The sequence below is a fragment of the Enterobacter sp. BNK-34 genome, assembly GCF_048684445.1.
Classification (GTDB): domain Bacteria; phylum Pseudomonadota; class Gammaproteobacteria; order Enterobacterales; family Enterobacteriaceae; genus Enterobacter; species Enterobacter pseudoroggenkampii.
Genome location: NZ_JBLQUA010000001.1, coordinates 1,787,413 through 1,802,226 on the forward strand (window position 1 = coordinate 1,787,413; position 14,814 = coordinate 1,802,226).

The following is a 14,814-nucleotide window of genomic DNA, read 5'->3' on the forward strand; positions in this document are numbered from 1 at the left end:
GAGAGGGAGAACACCCTTTCGCAATTCCTGCGCTTTCGCCTCTCGTTTCTTGATAGTTACCCTGATAACTATTATCTTGACCGCGTGTGACGAGAGGTTTCCCTATGAGTGAAGAAGAACTGTTCTGCCGCAGGCCGATGGGCATGCGGATGGCGATGATCGTGCGCCAGTGGCGTGCCGTCATCGACGAGGCCATTCTCGATACCGGGTTAACCCAGTCGAGCTGGACGGTGATGATGCAGCTGCATCAGCTCGGGGATAACGTCTCAATGAGTGAGCTGGCGGAGGTGCAGGGCATTGAACTGCCGCCGCTGATGCGCACCCTGACACAGCTGGAAAAGCAGGGATACCTGCTGCGCGCCGTATCGCCTTATGACAAGCGCATCCGGCTTCTGACGCTGACGCCTGAGGGAAAAGCCCTGTTACAAAGGCTCACTCAGGTAATTGAGACGTATCAGGCGCGCGTATCGCAAAACATCGTGCCGGAACATCTCGACATTTTCAGCGCCACGTTGAATCAAATCGCCTGCAATTTGCGGACAATCCGCGAAGAAGATAACAAGACCGAAAAATAATGACCCCTGAACAAAAGTTTGCCCGCTGGGTAAGGGTGAGTATTGCCTCTTTCCTGCTGATGTTTGTCTACTTTATCGTCGCGGATATCTGGATCCCGCTGACGCCGGACTCCACCGTGATGCGCGTGGTGACGCCGGTGTCTCCGCGTGTCTCCGGTTACGTGGCGGCGGTACATGTCCACAACAACAGCCAGGTGAAGAGAGGCGATCTGCTGTTTGAGCTCGACGACACGCCGTTTCGCAATAAGGTGGAGGCGGCGCAAATCGCGCTCGAGCAGGCACGCCTGTCCAACGAACAGCTGGATGCGCAGATCGTTGCCGCGCAGGCCAGCCTGAAAACCGCCGTGCTGACCGCGCGTAACGACAAAGTAACCTTTGACCGCTACCAGAAGCTTAGTACGCTGCAGAACGTCTCGCAGGCGGATCTGGATAAAGTCCGCACGACCTGGCAGAGCAGCGAACAGTCCGTCAGCTCAATTCAGGCCAACATCCAGAACCTGCGCATTCAGCGCGGCGAGCGGGACGAGCACCGCAACGTGACGCTGCAAAAATACCGCAACGCGCTGGATGAAGCGGAACTCAATCTCGGCTGGACGAAGGTTTACGCCCAGGCGGACGGCACGGTCAGTAACCTGCAGTTAAGCCCGGGCTTTTACGCCTCCTCGGGCTCAGCCGCGCTGGCGCTGGTGAACAACCAGACCGACATCGTGGCCGATTTCCGCGAGAAGAGCCTGCGCCATACTCGTCAGGGCACCGATGCCGCCGTGGTGTTCGACGCCTTCCCGGGGCACGTTTTCCGCGCCCACGTCACCAGCAGCGACGCGGGGATCCTTGCCGGTCAGGAGGCGGTAAACGGCCAGCTCTCCGAGCCGGAAACCTCCAACCGCTGGGTGCGCGACGCTCAGCGCATGCGCATTCACGTGACGCTGGACGAGGCGCTGCCGAAGCATCTGCCGACCGGAGCCCGCGCGACCGTGCAGCTCTACAACAGCGAAGGACCGTTTGCGCGCTTCTTCTCCGGGATGCAGATCCACCTGGTGAGCCTGCTTCACTATGTCTATTAGCACCCTGGCGCGGGTGTTTACCCCGCACGGCAACATCGTCTATACGGCAAACGACTTTCGCCAGACCCTGCGCATCGTCTTTGCCGGGATGATTGCGCTCAGCATCTCCAGCTTCTACAACACCAGCTATGGCGTATTTTTCGTGGTCTACCCGATTATGCTGCTGTCGCTGGTGCCGGTGTTTAACCGCCACGTGGCGAAGCAGTTTATCTTCAGCGCATCGCTCAACTGCGTCGAAATGGTGATTATCATCGGCTATCTGTCGCAATGGCCGGTGATCATGACGCTGGTGGTCTTCGCCCTGTACGTGATGCGCTTTCGCTTTATGAGTAAAGGGCCGCTGTTTTTGTTCGGGTCCATGGGCGTGGTGTGCCAGAGCGTGATGCTCAACTTTATGAGCTACCCCACCACCAACTGGCACACGCTGCTGTTTTCCAACATCGAAGCCAGCGTGATGGCGGTGTGCCTGAGCGCGCTGATGAACTATCTCCTGCCGGACGTGGAGCCCCGCAAGCCGCCGCCGCTGATTGAGAAAGACGACGCCCGCGTGCGCCACGAGTCGCTGCTCTCCGGTACCGTCGCGACGCTGATATTCGTCGTTTTTCAGATCAGCGATTTAAGCGATTCGCTTTCGGCGCTGATGGCGGGGATTTTGATCCTGTTCCCGATGCACTATCGCGGTTCGGTGATGAGCTCCATCTGGCGCGTGGTCGGCGTGGTGCTGGGCTGCCTCTATATTCTGGTGGTGCAGCTGATCCTCTACGATCACAGCAGCCATATGCTATTGATGATGCCGCTGATCGGCCTTGGGCTGGCGTTTGGTGCGCGACTCCACGTGATGGAGAAGGTGGGGGCGGGCGTGGGCTTCTCCAGCATCACCACCATCGGGATAATGTTCGGGCAGAACATGCACCCGGACACGGACCTGGTGTTCAGCGATCTGTACCGCATCACCTCCGTTACCTTTTCGCTGGTGGCGACGCTGACGATGGTCTTTCTGGTGCACCTGATCCTGAACCGCTTCGAGGCGACGCGCTACGTCATTCAGGGCTGATAGCGTATGCCGCCGCTGAAGCTCCAGTCTTCAGCGGCAGTAAACTGGATAACGACCATCACGTCCCCACCATTGATGCCCATCCTCTCATTCAGTTGCGCAGCCAACTGGCGGTAGAGCGCCGCTTTTTGTTCATCGCTCCTCGGCTTACCGGCCACGATATTGAACAGTATCGCCCCCTCCGTTCTGCCCGGGCTGAGATAGTGCCGATCAACGTATCGATCCCCGGCAGTGAAGCATTCAAAAAAATGAAACCGGTCCTGCGCGGGAACGGCGAAGGTTTCCGTTAGCGCCTGGTGCAGAATGTCCGAGATCTGTTTTTTCTGCTTCTCGCTATAGCGGCCACCCGTCATGATGCGAACAAACGGCATTATTGTTTCTCCTCTGCCAGGCAGGTCAGGGCGCTGACGGCTGCCGGCCAGCCTGCGTAAAACGCCAGATGGGTAAACGCTTCGGCAATCTCGTCGTCCGTCACGCCGTTTTGTCGGGCAAAGTCGATATGCCAGGGAAGCTGCGCAGTACGCCCCAGGGCGGCCAGGGCGGCAAGCGTGATCAGGCTGCGATCCCGCGGGGCCAGCTGCGGACGCTGCCAGATATCGCCAAACAGCACCTGCTGGCTGAGTTCCGCCAGCTTAGGGGAGACCTGCGCAAGCGTGTCGCGATTCAGTGTTGTGCTCATTTTTATTCCTCCTGTCGTCTGGAAATCACTCTCGCAGGCTGCCACCATAAATAAAATCACAATGTTCAGGACCAAATGTCCTGAAAATGAGGATGATATGGATAAACGCTTTTCAGCATTAGACCTGGACGCGCTGCGCAGCTTTGTGGAGGGTATTCAATCCACCAGCTTTGCCGAGGCGGCGGACAGGCTGTGTCGGTCCACCTCTGCGGTCAGCGCCCAGCTAAAAAAGCTGGAGCAGCAGTGCGGCGTGGCGCTCACCGTGAAGCAGGGGCGTACGCTGGCTCTGACCCGGGAGGGTGAAATTCTGCTGAGCTACGCCCGACGCATGCTGGCATTAAATGATGAAGCGCTCCGGGCTATCAGGGGGGAGTTGCTTCAGGGCGAGGTGCGTCTGGGTATGCAGGAGGACTTTGGGGAGTCCGTGATGCCGCAGGTTATCGGCGATTTTCACAGACAACACCCTGAGCTTCGCATGATCGCGCGCGTCGATCGCAACCCGCCGCTGCTGCGGGGCGTGGCGGCAAACGAACTCGATCTGGCGCTGGTCTGGCAGGAAGGACGAGAAGGCGACTATGTGCGAAGCGAGCCGCTAAAGTGGATTTGCCGGTCCAGCGAGGACATTGAGGTACTTCTGCAGCGAGGTGAGCCGCTGCCGCTGGTAATGTTTGACGCCCCCTGCCTCTTGCGAAGCCGGGCTATCGCAGCGCTGGATGCCGCAGGTATTCCCTGGCGTATCGCTTTTACCAGCTATAGCCTGAGCGGACTGTGGGCGGGCGTCAGCGCAGGGCTGGGTATTACGCTCCGCACGCGTATTGGCCTGCCCGAGACGTTACAGGTCGACAGCCGCCTGCTGCCAGATACAGGAGAGTTGGGAATAGCGCTGCATCAGGGAAGCGCCTCCGCCAATGCCGCTATTTCCAGCATGAAGGCGCTGATCCTCAGGACGCTCAATGGATAAGCGTCGGGATTTGCGAGAGTAAAAACAGGATCAGGCCAATCGTCCCGCCCACCAGGGTGCCGTTGACGCGGATAAACTGCAGATCCTTGCCAATGTTCAGCTCAATCTGGCGGGACATGTCTTTGGCATCCCAGCTTTTCACCGTGTCGCTGATGTGGCGTGTCAGGAACGCGGCAAAATCCGGCGCGAGGCGGTGCGCGGCCTGCTCCAGATGCTCGTTCAGCGAGGCCTGCAGGTTCGCATCGTTCGTCAGCGTTTCACCAAACCACAGCCCGGCGTTGGCGATGCGCTGTTTCACGCGCGAGTCCTCACTCTGCATATCCGCCTTCAGCCACTGGCGCAGATCGGCCCACATCTCGCCCAGATAGCGGTTAAACGCCTCATCGTTTTTCAGGTAGTGCTTGATGTTGTCGGCTTTTGCCGCCATCTCAGGATCGTTTTTCAGGTTGTCGATAAGCTTCAGCGTGGCGCGGTCAAACGCCTGGCGGATCTGGTGCGTGCGGTCGTGGCTGATATCGTCCAGCAGCGTGTTCACCGCGTTTGACACCATCTCCGCGCTTTGATCGCCCAGCCACTCGGTGGGCAGCACCATCGCCTTGCGCGGATGCTCGGTCTTGAGCCAGTGGACGATCTGGTCGGCGATAAAGTCCCGCGTGCTTTCCCGCTGAATCAGGGTAATCAGGCGATTGATGATGGCGTCCAGCAGCACCTGATGGCGGTTGTTTTTGGTCATGCTCTCCAGCATCACGGCGCTGGTTTCAGTGAAGTCGACCTTGTCGATGGCCTTATGCACCGCGCGTTTGAGCAGGCGCTGAATGCGCCCGTCGTCGGTGAGTTCGAGAAAACCGCTCATCACCTGCATCAGATGCAGCCCGACGCGCTGGGCGTTGTCGGGCTTGCTGAACCAGGCACCAATCATCTGCGCGGGCTCATAGCGGCGGATCAACGCCACCAGCGACTGGGTATCGAGAAACTTCTCCTGCACAAACTGGCCGAGATTGTCGCCGATCCGGTCTTTATTGCGCGGGATGATCGCCGTATGGCGGGAGATAAAGGGAATCGGCACCCGGCGGAACAGCGCGACGACCGCAAACCAGTCAGCCAGCGCGCCGACCATTGCCGCCTCGGCAATGGCCTTGACGCCGCGCACCCAGAAGGTCTGCGGCAGGAACAGGGTGGTGATAAACGCCGCGGCGGCAACCAGCAGCAGCGACAGCGCCAGCAGCTTGGCGCGTTTGAGTTCAGCTATTTTTCCCATGGGTTAAGGATAGAGGGATACGAGGGGAATGTGCAAAATATGTTGTGTAATAAACGAAATAGTCATTTCGCTTTTATACTTATGTGAAAAAGACTGCTTGCATTTTGTCATAATGTAGCAATAGATTATTTGCAGATTAAATAGATTGTCTTATTCATAGAGTGAAATTAAATGACTTTAAAGATTCGTATTATCAATGGAGTGAAAAGTAAATCTGTCGATCTCTTTTTGTTGTTTTTCTATGTGGTTTGCCTCATTCTTATAAAAATAAAAAACCCTGCAACTATATACATATCATATGTATTATTTGCTGCGCTTATCATCGTAATATATGTAAGGAAAGAAAGAAGTAGAGAGATTATAAGTTTTTTTACACGCTTTGAAAATGAAATATGGATTAGTAAGGTAGCAGGATGGACATCTCTTATTGCATGGTGTTCTTTTATATTAATTCCGTTTTTAATTAACATACAATTTATTTATATGGCGAAAGTGCTCCTGATGATTTTCGTCGTTTTAATTGCAATAAGTAGTATTCTTACAGTTTTTATCTTGGAAATAAACGGATATAAGAGCATCAAAAAAATAAGGCTGACATTATTTTCTTTTATATCATTATGCTATGCGTTATCAAGCGCCTTCTCAGCAAGTCTTTTTTTTCAGATCAGCAATTTGGATTTATCTTCTAGCCCATGGGTTGAGTTCTTATGGAAGCTTACTGCATTCTTCGTGTTACTCTCTTTTATTTTGCAGTTAGTAACCTATGTGATATTTGTTACGACTGCAAATAAATTTCAAGGATATACACTTTTCAATATTTTGGGGGCTTTGATGTTATTGACTTTACTTATGACGTTTGTCACTGACAGACTTGACGTTGTTGCCTATTATGTGTTGAATTATTCTACTGATGCTGAGTGGAGGGATAATTTCTCTTGCGGCAGTAAAATTTTCAAACATCCAAATGAGAAATATTTTGGTTTTGATACTGAGAAATATACAGTTTATTTTTCTGACCGTAATGGTAAATGGGGTTTTGATGAAATAAAGTGTATTAAAGATAATCAGGGGAATGATGGCTACACTGTGAAAAACGTGTCAGAACAAACTATTCCTACATGGGCAAAGTAAGAAGTGTTGATGGAATATGAAGCAAAGATACGATACTGACCCCTGTCTATGGATGGCAGGGTCGTAACCTCTTTCAGAAATCTCCGGATATACCCAACTTTACGTCCACGGCCAGTCATGTTGACTACCCTTAATACCCTAAGCGGTAAAACAAGGAGATTCGACATGGCTTATCAGACAGTAAATCCTGCCACTAACCAGCTCATCAAAGAATACCCCTCACATACCGACGCGGATATTGAAGCGGCCCTGAAGGCGGCCGATGCGCTTTACCATTCGGACTGGGCTAAAGGCGACATCAGCCAGCGCCTGCCGGTGCTGCATAAGCTTGCCGACCTGATCGACGAGCGCACCGAGGATCTGGCGAAAATCGCCAGCCAGGAGATGGGCAAGCTTATCGAACAGAGCCGCGGCGAGGTGAAGCTGTGCGCGCAGATCGCCCGCTATTACGCCGACAATGCGAAGCAGTTCCTGGCCCCGGTGAAGTACGACTCTGAGCTTGGGGAAGCGTGGGTGGAGCATCACCCCATCGGCGTGCTGATGGCCGTTGAGCCGTGGAACTTCCCGTATTACCAGCTGATGCGCGTCCTGGCACCAAACCTGGCGGCGGGCAACCCGGTGATCGCCAAGCATTCCAGCATTGTGCCGCACTGCGCCGAGACCTTTGCCCACCTGGTTCGCGAGGCGGGCGCGCCGGAAGGGGCATGGACTAACCTGTTTATTTCGTCCGAGCAGGTGGCGAACATCATTGCCGACGATCGCGTGCAGGGGGCGGCGCTGACCGGCTCCGAAAAAGCCGGCAGCGTGGTGGCCACACAGGCGGCGAAGCACATTAAGAAATCCACGCTGGAGCTGGGCGGTAACGACGTCTTCGTGGTGCTGGACGATGCGGACCTGGACAAAGCCGTGAAGATTGGTGTGAATGCGCGCCTCAACAACGCCGGGCAGGTCTGCACCGCGGCGAAGCGCTTTATCCTGCATGAAAAGATTGCGGATGCCTTCCTGAGCAAATTCACCGAGGCGTTTAAGCAGGTGAAGATTGGCGATCCGCTGGACGAAAGCACCACGCTGGGGCCGCTGTCGTCGAAAGATGCGCTTGAAACACTGACCAAACAGGTTAACGAGGCGGTGAAAAACGGCGCGACGCTGCACTATGGCGGCAAGCCGGTGCAGCGCGACGGGAGCTTCTTCGAGCCGACGATCCTGACGAACATCTCGCGCGACAACCCGGCGTACTTCGAAGAGTTCTTCGGCCCGGTAGCGCAGATGTACGTGGTGAAAAACGACGACGAGGCGGTCGCGCTGGCGAACGACTCCCACTACGGCCTGGGCGGGGCGGTATTCAGCCAGGATATCGAGCGCGCGAAGAAAATGGCGTCCCGGATCGAGACCGGGATGGTGTACATCAACTGGCTTACCGATACCGCGCCAGAGCTGCCGTTCGGCGGCGTGAAGCGCTCCGGTTACGGACGCGAGCTGTCGGATCTGGGGATCAAAGAGTTTGTGAACCAGAAGCTGGTGGTGGTGCATAAGTAAGAGGTTATAAAAAAACCTGCCAGCCGGCAGGTTTTTTTAAGGGGATTATTGCACTTCGATCTTGTCCCAGCCGCTTTTAAACATGCAGCTGTCAACCAGCGTATCCCGGCGATATTCATTCGCGTCTTCAACCGTGTAGCTCGTGGAAATATCCTTTTTCTTTTTCGATTTGTCCGTTTTTTCCGAGCTCGAACCGGTCACCACGTTATCCGGGGGAAGATCGATCAGTGCCTGCGCTTCGCATTCCGTGAGCTTTTTATTCATTTCCACGTCGCTGACGCCCGGTTTCACCCATTTGTACTGGACGCAGCCGGTGAGCATCAGCGTGAGGCTCAGAACGCAAAGCGCGGTCATGCGGTGTTTCATCAGAAGGTGACTCCACCGCCAACATATGCGCCGTCAATAAGCGTATGGTTCGGACGACCGTCTTTGCCATCAACGCTCACGTGGCGGTAGCCCACTTTCAGGGTCACCGGCGCGATCGGCGTCCAGCTTACGCCGCCGTTGGCTTCCACGTAGTTTTTCACGCTGTTGTTCAGCCCTTCTGGCGCCACGTAGCCTTCACCGTACACGTGGATGCTGTCGGTCAGGGCAACGTTTACGCCGCCGCCGATCGGGAACGCCACGCCGTTATCGCCTTTTTTCGGGCCGATGTAGATGGCTTTGGCACCCGCATTCAGCATTACCGGGCCTACTTCCAGGTTGTAGCCTGCGCCCACGCCGCCGGTCTGGGTACCGTCATCGGTGTTTTTAAGCCAGTTGCTTTCGGCATACAGGCCGGATGAGGATTTCCCCATTTCCAGGTTGAGGTTGGTAAAGTTTTTACCCTGCTCAATGCTGCCACCCATTGCCAGAGCGGAACCCGAGAGGGCGGTCAGAGCAGAAAGAAGAAGGATATTCAGTTTTTTCATGTTTTATGCCTCGTCATTAAATTCATCTGGGGGCACCTTAACAAGCGATTTTTATGACTGCAAATGTGATGAAAGTCGATGTTTTATGCTGATATTGTTAAGTTTTTTATAGAAGTTGTTGCAATGCTGTTTGATTGCCGGGGTGTCAACGGGTGATGTTTTGGTGTTTAGGAACCGTTTAATTTTTTGACTAAACATAAACTGAACGAAGAAGGGATAGTGATTAGAGGTGAATTAATTGAGTTTCTAATAATTTCCAAAAGTATTTCAGTTGTCACACAATACAACACAACCTTACATTTCCGGGCATTGAATATACGTTCACTCGCCCATGCCGGTTGCCTTTCCATGTCATTTTTCTGACACGTTTATTCTTTACGTTGTTGGCTTCACTAACTGGATGCTAACAATATGAAAAGAAAAATTATTCCTGTGTTTATCGGTTGTGCGCTCTCTTTCTCTGGCCTGGCGGCACAGCCTACCGCTGAGCGCTATGTCGTCAGCTTCCCTGACGGCTCCCATGTGAAATACAGCGGCGCGTTTGCCGATGCGTTCCCGAACGGTCTCCCGGTGGGGATTGGCTCTGGCCTGCTGTTTACGGGCAAGCAGGACGATGCCCTGACGTTTGCGACCGTGACCGATCGCGGTCCCAACGCCGATGCGCCAAAAATGGGTAAAAACGAAGCCAAAATATTTGTCACGCCAGATTTCGCGCCGCTGCTGATGACCATCCGCGTCCAGAACGGCAAAGCAGAGGCAACGGATGCCCGTCCGCTGCATGACGATAAAGGCGAGATTAACGGTCTGCCGCTGCAAAGCGGCGTGATTGGTTCCACCAATGAAGTGGCGTTCAGCGATACCTTAAAGACGCTCAAGGGTGACAACCGCGGACTGGATACGGAAGGCATCACGCCGGACGGCAAAGGCGGCTACTGGCTGTGCGACGAGTACGGCCCGTTCCTGATTAACGTCGACAGCAAAGGCAAGATCCTCGCGATCCACGGGCCGCAGGCCGCGGAAGGGGAAAAATCCATCGCGGGCGGTCTGCCAAACGTTATTAAATGGCGTCAGGCAAACCGGGGCTTTGAAGGGCTGACCCGCATGCCGGACGGACGCATTATCGCCGCCGTGCAAAGCACGCTGGATATCGACGGGAAGAGCAAAAAACAGGCGCTGTTTACGCGTCTGGTGAGCTTCGATCCGGCGACCGGCAAAACCGCGATGTACGGTTACCCCATCGACAGCGCGGCCTACGATAAAAACAGCGACGCCAAAATCGGCGACATCGTGGCGCTCGATAATCAGCACATCCTGCTGATTGAGCAGGGAAGCGATAAAAACGACGGGATGCGTAACCTGATTTACAAGGTGGATCTCAGCAAGGCGAGCGATCTTTCCGCCTTTGACAAGCCGGGCGAGTACCCGGAGTTTGATGATGAGAAAACCCTGGCGCAGCGCGGGATTACCCTTGCAGCAAAAACGCAGGTCGTCGATCTCCGCGCGCTGGGCTGGCAGCAGGAGAAGGCCGAAGGGCTGGCGCTTATCGACAGCAAAACGCTTGCGGTGGCGAACGATAACGACTTTGGCGTGAAGGTGGCGATGCAAAACCCGGTCGAGGGCAAAAAGCTCAAGGATTATCGGGTGAACGCGGAAGGCAAGCTGACGCTGGATGATAAACCGGTGGAAACCACGCTCAGCGTGAAGCCGCTGAAGAAGCCGGAGTCCGACAGCGAGTTTTGGATTGTGACGCTGCCGGAGGCGGTGAAATAAGTATCCCCACAAAATAATGCCTGCACAGACGGCCCCCTCTCCCTTGAGGGAGAGGGCTGGGGTGAGGGGGAACATACGGCTGTGGAGGTCATTCCGTTCACTTTATGTTCCTTGCTACTCTGTAACGGCATGACCTGTGAACGTGCCAGGGTGGCTCAATCGCCACCACCCTGGCGACCCGGGCTCCCGGCGGTAAATCGCCGCTTCGCGGTGCCCTCAGCTTATTCCTTCGGGCTATCGGGTCGGGCATGAGCCTGCATCCCTGCAGGCCACGCCCTCTCGGCGCATCCCTGCGCCTCGCCCCGGCCCTACGGAAACGCTTCGGCGATTTACAGCCGGACCAGAACATCGCTGTAATTTATTCATTTTCCTGATACAAAATTCATCGTTTCAGGTTAATAAATTACAGAGGAGAGGGGATGCATGGCGGTTATTTCTTCAGACCCGCAAACGCCGCCCGAATCTCCTCTTCCGGCAGCTGTATACCAATAAACACCATCACGCTGCGCGGCACTTCATCGCCCCACGGTCTGTCCCAGTCGGCGCTGTACAGGCGCTGAACGCCCTGGAACAGCAGGCGGTTGGGTTCGCCGTCAATCCACAGCATCCCTTTGTAGCGCAGCAGCTTGTCGGCAAACGACAGCAGCAGGTTCTCCATCACGCGCGAAACCTCGCTGATGTCCACCGGGTAGTCCAGTTCCACCACAATCGACGCCACGTCGTTTTGCTTGTCTCCCATAAAGTGGAAGCGCGGTTTTGCGGTGACGTTCTCCTCCAGCATAAAGCCGTTGGTGTTGAACAGCTGAGACAGGTCGATATCGCCGTGCGTCACCGTGTAAATCGGCGCGCGGGAGTTGATGCGCGTCAGGCGCTCGCGAAGCTTAACGCTTTCGCCCGCCACGTCGGTTTTGGTCAGCAGGATGCGGTCGGCGTAGCCCACCTGAGACTGGGCGATGGTGAACTGATTCATCTGCTCATCGGCGTGGACCGCATCGACCAGGGCAATGACGCCGTCCAGCAGATAGCGCTGGCAAAGGATCTCATGAGAGAAAAAGGTCTGAATAATCGGGCCGGGGTCGGCCATGCCGGTGCACTCGATCACCAGGCGGTCAAAGTCGATTTCACCGCGATCGCGGCTGTCGAGCAGGTCCAGCAGGGCGTCTTCCAGCTCGTTAGAGCGGGTGCAGCAGATACAGCCGTTGGTCAGGGTTTTGATCTGCGTGGCGCGATCGCCAATCAGCTGGTCGTCTACGGAGACTTCGCCAAATTCGTTTTCGATGACGGCGATTTTGAAGCCGTGCTGCTCGTTGAGAATGTGGCGCAGCAGGGTGGTTTTACCGGCGCCGAGGAAACCGGTCAGCAGGGTAACGGCAATCGGGGTCATGGTCTCTCCTTTAGCAGCAGCGGACGCCGCCTTCTCCACTTCCGCCGTAGCGCGCTTCCTGACGCTCGCGGAAGAATTCGGTGTAGGTCATGTATGGCTTATCCGGATGGTTGGTCTTCATATGCTCAACGTAGTTGTCATAGTCCGGAATGCCAATCAGCATTTTCGCCGCCTGACCGAGGTATTTTTTTGCTTCGCCTAAGTTACCAAACATAACGTGTCCTGATAAGAAAAAGCCCGGTGGCGCGCAGCGATCCGGGCCTACAGTACCGTTGTAGGGCGGGTCAGCGCAGCGCCACCCGCCATTGTGTTAGTGGTGTGAAGAGGTCTTCACGCCGCCTTCTGGCACCGGTACGTACGGGGTTTCTTTGTCCGTACGGCCTTCAGCGTTACGCACTTTCAACCAGGTTTTGATGCCGTAGAAGATAATGCTGTACACCACCACCAGGAACAGAATGCTCAGGCCCGCGTTGGTGTAGTTATTCACCACGATATGGTTCATGTTGGCAATCTGCTGGGCAGTCAGGTCTGCGCCGCCTGCGGCAATCTTCTCTTTGTACTGGTTAGCCATGAAGAAGAAGCCTTCCAGCTGCGGGTTGGCGCTGAACAGCTTCAGGCCAAGCGCCCAGGTGGTGCAGAGCAGCAGCCACAGCGCAGGAACCACGGTGACCCAGATGTATTTGGTGCGCTTCATCTTCACCAGTACCACGGTGCCGAGCACCAGCGCCACGGCAGCCAGCATCTGGTTAGAGATACCGAACAGCGGCCACAGGCTCTTCACGCCGCCCAGTGGGTCGACAACGCCCTGATACAGCAGGTAGCCCCACAGGCCGACGCAGCCCGCCGTACCTAGAACGCCCGCTACCAGAGAGTCGGTTTTCTTCAGGAACGGCACGAAGTTACCGAGCAAATCCTGCAGCATGAAGCGGCCCGCACGGGTACCGGCGTCCAGCGCGGTCAGGATGAACAGCGCTTCGAACAGAATACCGAAGTGGTACCAGAAGCCCATGTCCGCCCACGGCAGCACTTTGTGGAACACGTGTGCGATACCGACAGCCAGTGTAGGAGCGCCACCTGCGCGGTTCAGCACGGACGGTTCGCCGATGTCCTTCGCGGTCTGCATGATCTGCTCAGGCGAAATCACGAAGCCCCAGGAGCTGACGGTCGCCGCCGCGTGTGCGCTGGCGTCTTTCAGCTGCGCCATAATCAGCGCCGCGTTGTCACCGCCCATCTCGTGCAGGTTTGGCATGGTGATGCCGAGACCCGCCGGCGGGGTGTTCATCGCGAAGTACAGACCCGGTTCGATGATGGACGCTGCAACCAGCGCCATGATCGCCACGAAGGACTCCATCAGCATCGCGCCGTAGCCGATCAGACGCGCGTCTTTCTCGTTCGCCAGCAGCTTAGGCGTAGTACCGGAGGAGATCAGGGCGTGGAAGCCGGAGACCGCACCGCAGGCAATGGTGATGAACAGGAACGGGAACAGGGCGCCTTTCCACAGCGGGCCGGTACCGTCGATGTACTGCGTTACCGCAGGCATTTTCAGATCCGGGTTAATCACCAGAATGCCGATCGCCAGACCGACGATAACGCCGATTTTCAGGAAGGTCGCCAGGTAGTCACGCGGGGCCAGAATCAGCCAGACCGGCAGCAGCGCGGAGATAAACGCATAGCCAATCAGCGCGAAGGTAATGGTGGTGTCCTTAAAGGTCAGCGCCGGACCCCAGTACGGGTCGTGCGCAATCACGCCGCCGAAGTAGATGGAGGCCACCAGCAGCACGATACCGATCACCGACACCTCACCTACGCGTCCCGGTCTCAGGAAGCGCATGTAGATACCCATGAACAGCGCAATCGGCACGGTTGAGCAGACGGTGAAGACACCCCACGGGCTTTCGGCCAGCGCTTTCACCACGATCAGGGCCAGCACCGCGAGGATGATGATCATAATCAGGAAGCAGCCGAACAGGGCGATAGTCCCCGGCACGCGGCCCATCTCCTCTTTGACCATCTCACCCAGAGAGGCGCCGTTACGGCGAGAAGAGATAAACAGCACCATAAAGTCCTGCACCGCACCCGCCAGCACCACGCCAGCGAGTAGCCACAGGGTACCCGGCAGGTAGCCCATCTGCGCGGCCAGCACCGGGCCCACCAGCGGGCCTGCACCGGCGATAGCGGCAAAGTGGTGACCAAACAGCACGTAGCGGTTGGTTGGCACGTAGTTCAGGCCGTCATTGTTAATGACCGCCGGAGTGGCGCGCGTCGGGTCGAGCTTCATAACCTTCTGCGCGATGTACAAGCTGTAGTAGCGATAAGCAACAAGATAGACGGAAACGGACGCGACCACGATCCACAGGGCGCTTACGTGTTCGCCCCGGCGTAATGCGACAACCGCCAGACAAAAAGCGCCGAGGATCCCGAGTAAGGCCCAGGGCACGTGCTTCAGTAGTTTTTTAGTATCCATAGTAAGACCTGGTTTTTTATGTAAAGA

At 55.9% G+C, this 14,814-nt stretch carries 15 protein-coding genes; 7 read left to right on the top strand and 8 right to left on the bottom strand.

Annotated elements, in window-relative coordinates; translation table 11 throughout:
* The first annotated feature begins 104 nt into the window (after positions 1–104).
* Genes ACMGG5_RS08690 through ACMGG5_RS08700 form a run of 3 tightly spaced genes read left to right on the top strand, consistent with a single transcriptional unit; the run spans position 105 to position 2,693 of the window.
* Positions 105–575, top strand: coding sequence for a MarR family winged helix-turn-helix transcriptional regulator (locus ACMGG5_RS08690; RefSeq protein WP_157188566.1), 471 nt, complete (start codon positions 105–107; stop codon positions 573–575).
* Positions 572–1,639 (top strand): HlyD family secretion protein, encoded by a 1,068-nt coding sequence (locus ACMGG5_RS08695; RefSeq protein WP_420278613.1) that lies wholly within the window; start codon positions 572–574, stop codon positions 1,637–1,639. The genes ACMGG5_RS08690 and ACMGG5_RS08695 overlap by 4 nt, the downstream gene beginning before the upstream one ends.
* Positions 1,629–2,693 carry a DUF2955 domain-containing protein gene (locus ACMGG5_RS08700; RefSeq protein ID WP_420277743.1) on the top strand — a complete coding sequence of 355 codons (1,065 nt, stop codon included), beginning with the start codon at positions 1,629–1,631 and terminating at the stop codon, positions 2,691–2,693. The genes ACMGG5_RS08695 and ACMGG5_RS08700 overlap by 11 nt, the downstream gene beginning before the upstream one ends.
* Here ACMGG5_RS08700 and ACMGG5_RS08705 read toward each other — a convergent pair.
* On the bottom strand, positions 2,684–3,064 hold the full coding sequence (locus ACMGG5_RS08705; RefSeq protein ID WP_248272787.1) for a tautomerase family protein: 381 nt from the start codon (positions 3,062–3,064) through the stop codon (positions 2,684–2,686). The genes ACMGG5_RS08700 and ACMGG5_RS08705 overlap by 10 nt on opposite strands.
* On the bottom strand, positions 3,064–3,372 hold the full coding sequence (locus tag ACMGG5_RS08710) for a carboxymuconolactone decarboxylase family protein (RefSeq protein ID WP_024908308.1): 309 nt from the start codon (positions 3,370–3,372) through the stop codon (positions 3,064–3,066). Before ACMGG5_RS08710 ends, ACMGG5_RS08705 begins: the two co-directional genes overlap by 1 nt.
* A gap of 97 nt (positions 3,373–3,469) precedes the next feature.
* On the opposite strand from ACMGG5_RS08710, the gene ACMGG5_RS08715 reads away from it, so the two are divergent.
* Positions 3,470–4,333: a LysR substrate-binding domain-containing protein gene (locus tag ACMGG5_RS08715; RefSeq protein WP_090419195.1), complete on the top strand. Its 864-nt coding sequence runs from the start codon at positions 3,470–3,472 to the stop codon at positions 4,331–4,333.
* On the opposite strand, the gene ACMGG5_RS08720 is transcribed toward ACMGG5_RS08715, so the two are convergent.
* The gene (locus tag ACMGG5_RS08720) at positions 4,323–5,591 is read right to left on the bottom strand and encodes a DUF445 domain-containing protein (RefSeq protein WP_420277744.1); all 1,269 of its coding nucleotides are present in this window, start codon (positions 5,589–5,591) and stop codon (positions 4,323–4,325) included. The genes ACMGG5_RS08715 and ACMGG5_RS08720 overlap by 11 nt on opposite strands.
* A gap of 171 nt (positions 5,592–5,762) precedes the next feature.
* On the opposite strand from ACMGG5_RS08720, the gene ACMGG5_RS08725 reads away from it, so the two are divergent.
* Both ACMGG5_RS08725 and ACMGG5_RS08730 read left to right on the top strand, forming a co-directional pair.
* Positions 5,763–6,722 (top strand): hypothetical protein, encoded by a 960-nt coding sequence (locus ACMGG5_RS08725; protein WP_157188571.1) that lies wholly within the window; start codon positions 5,763–5,765, stop codon positions 6,720–6,722.
* Between the two features lie 165 nt (positions 6,723–6,887).
* The gene (locus ACMGG5_RS08730) at positions 6,888–8,258 is read left to right on the top strand and encodes an NAD-dependent succinate-semialdehyde dehydrogenase (RefSeq protein WP_420277745.1); all 1,371 of its coding nucleotides are present in this window, start codon (positions 6,888–6,890) and stop codon (positions 8,256–8,258) included.
* A gap of 45 nt (positions 8,259–8,303) precedes the next feature.
* Here ACMGG5_RS08730 and ACMGG5_RS08735 read toward each other — a convergent pair whose 3' ends face one another.
* Together ACMGG5_RS08735 and ACMGG5_RS08740 are read right to left on the bottom strand one after the other, a co-directional pair.
* Positions 8,304–8,624, bottom strand: coding sequence for a hypothetical protein (locus ACMGG5_RS08735; protein WP_048992924.1), 321 nt, complete (start codon positions 8,622–8,624; stop codon positions 8,304–8,306).
* Positions 8,624–9,169: a YfaZ family outer membrane protein gene (locus ACMGG5_RS08740; RefSeq protein ID WP_047746519.1), complete on the bottom strand. Its 546-nt coding sequence runs from the start codon at positions 9,167–9,169 to the stop codon at positions 8,624–8,626. Before ACMGG5_RS08740 ends, ACMGG5_RS08735 begins: the two co-directional genes overlap by 1 nt.
* Before the next feature lie 411 nt (positions 9,170–9,580).
* Here ACMGG5_RS08740 and ACMGG5_RS08745 point away from each other — a divergent pair, with 411 nt between their 5' ends.
* Positions 9,581–10,939 (top strand): esterase-like activity of phytase family protein, encoded by a 1,359-nt coding sequence (locus ACMGG5_RS08745; RefSeq protein ID WP_420277746.1) that lies wholly within the window; start codon positions 9,581–9,583, stop codon positions 10,937–10,939.
* A gap of 430 nt (positions 10,940–11,369) precedes the next feature.
* Here the strand turns inward: ACMGG5_RS08745 and yjiA are convergent, their stop codons facing one another.
* The 3 genes from yjiA to ACMGG5_RS08760 all read right to left on the bottom strand — a co-directional run bounded on the left by yjiA (position 11,370) and on the right by ACMGG5_RS08760 (position 14,787).
* Positions 11,370–12,323, bottom strand: a complete 954-nt coding sequence (yjiA, locus tag ACMGG5_RS08750; RefSeq protein ID WP_061716011.1) for a GTPase — start codon at positions 12,321–12,323, stop codon at positions 11,370–11,372.
* A gap of 10 nt (positions 12,324–12,333) precedes the next feature.
* On the bottom strand, positions 12,334–12,537 hold the full coding sequence (locus ACMGG5_RS08755; RefSeq protein ID WP_003856610.1) for a YbdD/YjiX family protein: 204 nt from the start codon (positions 12,535–12,537) through the stop codon (positions 12,334–12,336).
* A 96-nt stretch (positions 12,538–12,633) separates the two neighbouring features.
* Positions 12,634–14,787 (bottom strand): carbon starvation CstA family protein, encoded by a 2,154-nt coding sequence (locus ACMGG5_RS08760; protein WP_028016551.1) that lies wholly within the window; start codon positions 14,785–14,787, stop codon positions 12,634–12,636.
* Positions 14,788–14,814: the final 27 nt, after the last annotated feature.

What these genes read in the sequence shown, in the direction of transcription:
- ACMGG5_RS08690 (WP_157188566.1), top strand. Translation starts at nt 105, where the DNA reads ATGAGTGAAGAAGAACTGTTCTGCCGCAGGCCGATGGGCATGCGGATG.
- ACMGG5_RS08700 (WP_420277743.1), top strand. Translation starts at nt 1,629, where the DNA reads ATGTCTATTAGCACCCTGGCGCGGGTGTTTACCCCGCACGGCAACATC.
- ACMGG5_RS08705 (WP_248272787.1), bottom strand. Translation starts at nt 3,064, where the DNA reads ATGCCGTTTGTTCGCATCATGACGGGTGGCCGCTATAGCGAGAAGCAG.
- ACMGG5_RS08710 (WP_024908308.1), bottom strand. Translation starts at nt 3,372, where the DNA reads ATGAGCACAACACTGAATCGCGACACGCTTGCGCAGGTCTCCCCTAAG.
- ACMGG5_RS08715 (WP_090419195.1), top strand. Translation starts at nt 3,470, where the DNA reads ATGGATAAACGCTTTTCAGCATTAGACCTGGACGCGCTGCGCAGCTTT.
- ACMGG5_RS08720 (WP_420277744.1), bottom strand. Translation starts at nt 5,591, where the DNA reads ATGGGAAAAATAGCTGAACTCAAACGCGCCAAGCTGCTGGCGCTGTCG.
- ACMGG5_RS08725 (WP_157188571.1), top strand. Translation starts at nt 5,763, where the DNA reads ATGACTTTAAAGATTCGTATTATCAATGGAGTGAAAAGTAAATCTGTC.
- ACMGG5_RS08730 (WP_420277745.1), top strand. Translation starts at nt 6,888, where the DNA reads ATGGCTTATCAGACAGTAAATCCTGCCACTAACCAGCTCATCAAAGAA.
- ACMGG5_RS08735 (WP_048992924.1), bottom strand. Translation starts at nt 8,624, where the DNA reads ATGAAACACCGCATGACCGCGCTTTGCGTTCTGAGCCTCACGCTGATG.
- ACMGG5_RS08740 (WP_047746519.1), bottom strand. Translation starts at nt 9,169, where the DNA reads ATGAAAAAACTGAATATCCTTCTTCTTTCTGCTCTGACCGCCCTCTCG.
- ACMGG5_RS08745 (WP_420277746.1), top strand. Translation starts at nt 9,581, where the DNA reads ATGAAAAGAAAAATTATTCCTGTGTTTATCGGTTGTGCGCTCTCTTTC.
- yjiA (WP_061716011.1), bottom strand. Translation starts at nt 12,323, where the DNA reads ATGACCCCGATTGCCGTTACCCTGCTGACCGGTTTCCTCGGCGCCGGT.
- ACMGG5_RS08755 (WP_003856610.1), bottom strand. Translation starts at nt 12,537, where the DNA reads ATGTTTGGTAACTTAGGCGAAGCAAAAAAATACCTCGGTCAGGCGGCG.
- ACMGG5_RS08760 (WP_028016551.1), bottom strand. Translation starts at nt 14,787, where the DNA reads ATGGATACTAAAAAACTACTGAAGCACGTGCCCTGGGCCTTACTCGGG.